The sequence below is a fragment of the Bacillus sp. JJ783 genome (genome assembly GCF_036963225.1).
GTDB lineage: Bacteria > Bacillota > Bacilli > Bacillales > Bacillaceae_G > Bacillus_A > Bacillus_A cereus_U.
This window is the reverse complement of record NZ_JBALMG010000208.1, coordinates 1-5,498: the sequence shown is the minus strand read 5'-3', so window position 1 is coordinate 5,498 and position 5,498 is coordinate 1. Positions and strand designations below refer to the sequence as shown.

The following is a 5,498-nucleotide window of genomic DNA, read 5'->3' as shown; positions in this document are numbered from 1 at the left end:
GCTCCGGTTACACCTGTTGGAATTCGAATAACTGGAAGTGGTGGAAATGTAGGTCCAATATTTTCAAAAATTGATGTTTCATTATTTTTCTTCAATTTACCACCCCCTTTCACTTAATAATTATTAAATGTATATTTCTTTTAAATGTTAAAAAACGCATTTACATTTACAATTCCTGTTAATGAACGTTATTATATTTCTTATCAAATTAATATAACAACTCCATAACTTACAGGATCAACATTAATCTAAATTTGCAGGAAATTCCCCCTAGCTATTCCATCACAATACGTAAGGTAATCATTTTCCAATCCTATATGCAATACTGCTTTGACACTCAACTGTGTGTCTTTTTCATAATATATTAAGAACCAGGATAATATATTGTCATACTCACTCTTGTTAATGTTTCTCCTAAATTGTAATAAACATGTGGTCTATCCGCCTTAAATCTAATGGAATCACCACTTTTCAAATTATATTTACACCCATTTACTTCAATTGTTAATTCTCCATCAAACACTGTTATAAATTCTTCCGTTCCTTCTTTATGAGCTTCCGCACTCAAACTTCCCTTTTCTTCAATTTCAATCATATAAATTTCAAACTGTCTATTTTCTTGGAACGAAAATGAAGGAAATACTCTATACCTCCCATTATCCTCAGACAATATTTGGATATCATTCCGTAAAACTATAGTCGTATCTGGTTGTGGATTATTTATTAAAGAAGTAAAGGAAACCTTTAGTCCATTAGCGATTTTCCAAATTGTTGTAATCGTAGGACTAGATTCCCCTCTTTCAATCTGTCCAATCATTGTTTTACTCACACCTGTTAATTGTGAAACCTTTTCCAAACTCAGTTTTTCTTTCTTACGAATAGCTTTTAAATTTTTTGCAAGGATAATTTGAATTTCCTCCATAAAAAACACTCCTATACCATATACAATATAACGACCATTATGTATAATAAAAAGCACACGTTATATTGTTCTTTTCGGTCATTATAACACACGAATAAGAGGGGGTTTTTGAAATGCCTATATTTTCTTTTTTATTATTTGTCTTTGTTAGTAGCTTCACACCAGGCCCTAACAATTTTTTAGCTATGACATACGCCAAGCAATATGGATTAAAAAGAAGCATTACATTTTGCCTAGGTGTGGCTTTCGGTTTTTTTATTATCACTTCATTATGTAGTTTCTTTAATATTGTACTTATAAATATTCTGCCATTAATTGAATTCCCTTTAAAAATTTTAGGTGTAGCTTATATGCTGTATTTAGCTTTTAAAATACTCACTAGTAAAGGCAATACAGATACAAATGAAAAAAGTAATAAAAACTTATTTTTAGTAGGAATTATGCTTCAATTTGTTAACCCGAAGGGAATTTTATTCGGACTGACTGTAGTATCAACTTTTATTCTCCCTTACTACCATTCATATTCTGGTTACCTTTTCTTTTCATTGTTTTTAGGCATAGTCGGTTTAATGAGTACGTTTAGTTGGTGTCTATTCGGATCGATGTTTCAAAAACTTTTATTAAAACACAACCGAATGTTTAACATTATTATGGCAGTTTTATTAGTGTTTAGCGCCATTTCAATTATTATTAACTAGTTCTATACTCATTCTAATTCTTATATTTTGTTTAACTGAACCAAACGCTACAGTTCGTATTTCTTAAGCTTTTTCTACTATGCTCCTAAATAGAACTTTTTTCTACCTTGTACAAGCAGTTCTTCTCCTCATTAAATACAATATATAGACAAATAAAAGATAGGAGATTAAAGAATGGCTGATTATTTTTATAAACATGGTAAAAAGTACTATAAAAACTATTCATATTCTCACAATAAAAAAGAGAACTGTTTCACTGAAACGCATACGATTGCTGGCTCAAATATACCGTTAGATATTATTGTACCAGCTAACACTTCAAGAATAGTTTTTGAAGATGCTACTAATAATCACAATAAAACATTACTGCAGTTTCATGTTCCTGGTACTTCTGCACCAATTGTTGTAACTATTCGTACAAGAAATTCTCGTAGACCGATTACAGCTACAATCGCTTCAGGTGAAACAAGAATTCTTCAAGTAGAAAATTTTGAAAGCCTCACTCTCACAAATAATAATAATACAAGTAGCGACATTGGTGTTTATATCCAAAAAACGTTTTGCATCTGTTGCAATGAACAAAATGATTATTATAAAGAGCATTCATATTCTATTAACGAAGATAGTAACTGTTTTGTCGAAACTCATACGATTGCTGGTTCGGGAACTACCTTAGCTGGAAATGTACCTCTCGATATTATCGTACCCCCTAATACCTCAAGAACAGTATTTGAAGATCTTACTATTAATCACAACAAAACATTACTTCAAGTATCTGTTCCTAACGATTCCGGTCCCATTGAAGTAACAGTTCAAACAAGAAGTTCTAACATACCAATTAACGCAACTTTAGTTCCTAATGAAACAAGGATCTTTCAAGTAGAAGATTTCCAAAGCCTTACTCTCACAAATAATTCCGATACATTTGATTTTGTTGATATATTTATTAATAAAACATTTTGTATTTGTTGTGATGACCAGAACAACCCTTGCGATGAATGTAACCATGAAGACAATGATTATGATTGTTAGTTTATGTATTTACTTATCTATCATTTCTCATTTCTTAATAAAATAGCATTTTTGTTTATAAATTTTACACATTTAAACTAGACAAGCATATGTTATTATATGGAGATCCCCTCCACTCATAAGATTCTTACCTTTCTAAGAGTACGTTTATAGGCGTGCTCTTTTGATTTTTTATTCAATAACGATTTTTACATCCACACGCTTCTTACTAAGCTTCATTGCTAAATAAAGCTGGATATATTTTTTCTATTTTTGAATGTATAATCCAAAACTTATTACTAGAAACCGTACAAATACTAATAGCTCTTCAAAAATAGACGCACATGCTTCTATGGCAAAAGACAATTCGAGTTGACGAATTTGATTTTTCGCATCATCAAAATCGGAAGCTACAACTTTTTATTAAATACAACTTCTGCCTTATGACCTTGCAGTATATATTGACAATACTTTAGCTAGTCATAGAAAATCTTATGGAACAATCGCAGTATATAAAAATCCAAATACTTCTCAACGGATAGGATTATGGACAGTATATGATCCATCAAGATATTTAATATATTCCTAATTTGGTTGGGTAAGTAATAGACCAATTAATCCATAATAAGAAAAAGAGGCTGCGAAATAATTACAGCCTTTTTTCTTTAATCGCATTTTTCTATTTGGTCGCCTTCTTCACCTGCATTTTCTGCCGAACTATCCGTTCCGCCTCCCACTGCATGTTGCTGTTTAGTATTAGAACTTTCGATGGCAGCGTTGGTTCCCGCTGCACTGTCTTCTCCGCCACCACTTGCCACTTGAGTAGCACTAGCCTGTTCCTTACGGGTTTTATTAATTTGATTATTGATGATAAGTACAAATTCTGCCTCTTCATCCGAAGTTTCTTTTTTCATTTTATGCGGCTCAATCTGGTCCCCACTAATTCCCTTATTTATGGCTTCGCCTCCAGCGCCCACCGTTTGTTGCTGTCTGGTATTCGATGAATCAATTGCTGCATTACTTCCTGCTGCACTGTTTTGTCCGGCCCCACTGGCAATTTGTGTTGTATTCGGTGCAAATGTAATCTGATTATTAATGACAATGACAATTTTTCGTTTATCAGCAAGATTTCCCAAATTAATTTCTTCTCCATCTTTTTTTACAAATCGAAACGTGATTTTTTCATTATTTTCCATGTTCTCCCCCCCCTTTATAGTATTAAATGACTGGAGAATGATAATGGATTGGACAAGCGTATTTTTTTTATAAATATGTGCCCTCGCCCACAATGAAGGGTGTATTATCAGGTTCCGGTATTTTGCTCGTATTAGGTACGTCGACTTGACGACAGTCCAGCATCCGCCGAATTTTGGAATGCATGGAGAAAAGCCTTATAGGAGATATAGAAAGAGAGATTAGTAGAAACATTGGTATATAAAGGTTTCTAGGTTTGATTATATTTTCCTTTTCTTATTTAGATTTATCCGCCAAATATCTAGCATAGTGAATTAAATTTCTAGCTACATCTAATTCAAGATTAAATATATTAGGTACCCCTGGTCTCCAATTCACCTCAAATAACCACAATTTTTGATCTTTATCAATCCCTACATCAATTCCTAACTCATCAAATACTACATCCTTAAATAAAGAATTAAAATGGTTAGCAAAAGTTACTGCAAATCGTTCTAAATACCTTTTAATATTATACCAATCGTTATCAAACTCCGCTTTTAAAAAAACATCTAAATAAGTACTGTAACCACCCTTAGCCATATTTGATACAATACTTCCTAATGGACCTATTCTCGGGAATATAGAAGTAACAACCCACCTTCCTTCCCCATTTCTTTGAACATGCAATCGAAAATCATAAACATGACCAGATTTCATTTGACATGAAATAAACTGTTGAACTATGTAACCTTGCTCTTGAATCTTATCAGATATAAAGCTCCGTAATTGTTTTTTATTCATAGATGAAATTTGTTCTGACTCATTCATACTATAATTCATCCCGTTTTTTTCAATGAAAACAATACCACTACCTTGATGTCCAGAAATTGGTTTAATAATAAGTTTTTCATAACGATTAATCATGTCAAAAAACTTATTAACATCATTTAATTCATAAAAAGGAATAAGATACTGCTTAAATTTTTTTGCTCTATTTATTCTGTTATATACACTTAATTTATTTCCAATTGAATGGCTTGTAAACGGAACTTTTTCATATAGATGATCATAGATTTGCTGATTTTTATCACTAACATGAACACTTGCATTATAAATAACATCAGGAAAAGAAAATTCTTGTTCAACCCACTTACCATTTTCATAAGTTTTACCTAAAATCTTCTCAGTTTCTATATTTACTTTCCCTAAAGTAAAATAAAAAAAGTTTATACCTTCAGCTTTAGCTACAGCAGCATAAGTATATGCTTTCTTTACGTCATTCGGATCTTTCCGATGATGAAGCATACCAATTATAGTCATGTTGGTTCTTCTTCCCTTCCTTCTAAAGATCTTTTTCAAATCAAATATCAAATTCATTATATATATATTCATGTTTTCCCTCATTCAACCATTTTTCGAAAAATCCAGAACAAGCTTAACCTCATTTTAATATTCTACCTATAGAAATAATAAATCTGAGGTTTTAAAAAATGATTAAGGTTAAGGTGACATAAAATGGATACTATTATTTTCATTGAAACAAATAAATCTGGATCAAGTAGGGAAGCAATCAAAGCAGCCGAAAAACTTAATTTCTTTACTGTTTTGTTAACTAACAAAACAAAATTTATTGAAGAACGAAATATATTCCCCGATGTACATCAAATGATTCTTACTGATATAAACGACTA

The 5,498-nt window shown here is 31.5% G+C and carries 6 protein-coding genes and 1 pseudogene; 3 read left to right on the top strand and 4 right to left on the bottom strand.

The window, feature by feature from the left end:
• Together V7038_RS28215 and V7038_RS28210 are read right to left on the bottom strand one after the other, a co-directional pair.
• Positions 1-113, bottom strand: a 113-nt coding sequence (locus V7038_RS28215; protein ID WP_335695991.1) for an exosporium leader peptide-containing protein, incomplete at its 3' end; no start/stop codon positions are given.
• Between the two features lie 251 nt (positions 114-364).
• Positions 365-922 carry a helix-turn-helix domain-containing protein gene (locus tag V7038_RS28210; RefSeq protein WP_002200493.1) on the bottom strand — a complete coding sequence of 186 codons (558 nt, stop codon included), beginning with the start codon at positions 920-922 and terminating at the stop codon, positions 365-367.
• Between the two features lie 113 nt (positions 923-1,035).
• Between V7038_RS28210 and V7038_RS28205 the strand changes: the two genes are divergently transcribed.
• On the top strand, positions 1,036-1,620 hold the full coding sequence (locus V7038_RS28205) for a LysE family translocator (protein WP_335695987.1): 585 nt from the start codon (positions 1,036-1,038) through the stop codon (positions 1,618-1,620).
• Positions 1,621-1,794: 174 nt separating this feature from the next.
• Complete coding sequence (locus V7038_RS28200) at positions 1,795-2,652, top strand: exosporium protein D (RefSeq protein ID WP_335695986.1); 858 nt, start codon at positions 1,795-1,797, stop codon at positions 2,650-2,652.
• Positions 2,653-3,296: 644 nt separating this feature from the next.
• Here V7038_RS28200 and V7038_RS28195 read toward each other — a convergent pair.
• Both V7038_RS28195 and V7038_RS28190 read right to left on the bottom strand, forming a co-directional pair.
• Positions 3,297-3,827, bottom strand: a complete 531-nt coding sequence (locus tag V7038_RS28195; protein ID WP_070139292.1) for a hypothetical protein — start codon at positions 3,825-3,827, stop codon at positions 3,297-3,299.
• Positions 3,828-4,101: 274 nt separating this feature from the next.
• Positions 4,102-5,199, bottom strand: a complete 1,098-nt coding sequence (locus V7038_RS28190) for a YheC/YheD family endospore coat-associated protein (protein WP_335695985.1) — start codon at positions 5,197-5,199, stop codon at positions 4,102-4,104.
• A 123-nt stretch (positions 5,200-5,322) separates the two neighbouring features.
• On the opposite strand from V7038_RS28190, the pseudogene V7038_RS28185 reads away from it, so the two are divergent.
• Positions 5,323-5,498: pseudogene (locus tag V7038_RS28185) on the top strand (ATP-grasp domain-containing protein); the annotation flags it as partial.

Bases quoted from the DNA above. Each gene is read 5' to 3' on its own strand.
- V7038_RS28195 (WP_070139292.1), bottom strand. From the start codon at position 3,827: ATGGAAAATAATGAAAAAATCACGTTTCGATTTGTAAAAAAAGATGGA.
- V7038_RS28205 (WP_335695987.1), top strand. From the start codon at position 1,036: ATGCCTATATTTTCTTTTTTATTATTTGTCTTTGTTAGTAGCTTCACA.
- V7038_RS28210 (WP_002200493.1), bottom strand. From the start codon at position 922: ATGGAGGAAATTCAAATTATCCTTGCAAAAAATTTAAAAGCTATTCGT.
- V7038_RS28200 (WP_335695986.1), top strand. From the start codon at position 1,795: ATGGCTGATTATTTTTATAAACATGGTAAAAAGTACTATAAAAACTAT.
- V7038_RS28190 (WP_335695985.1), bottom strand. From the start codon at position 5,199: ATGAATATATATATAATGAATTTGATATTTGATTTGAAAAAGATCTTT.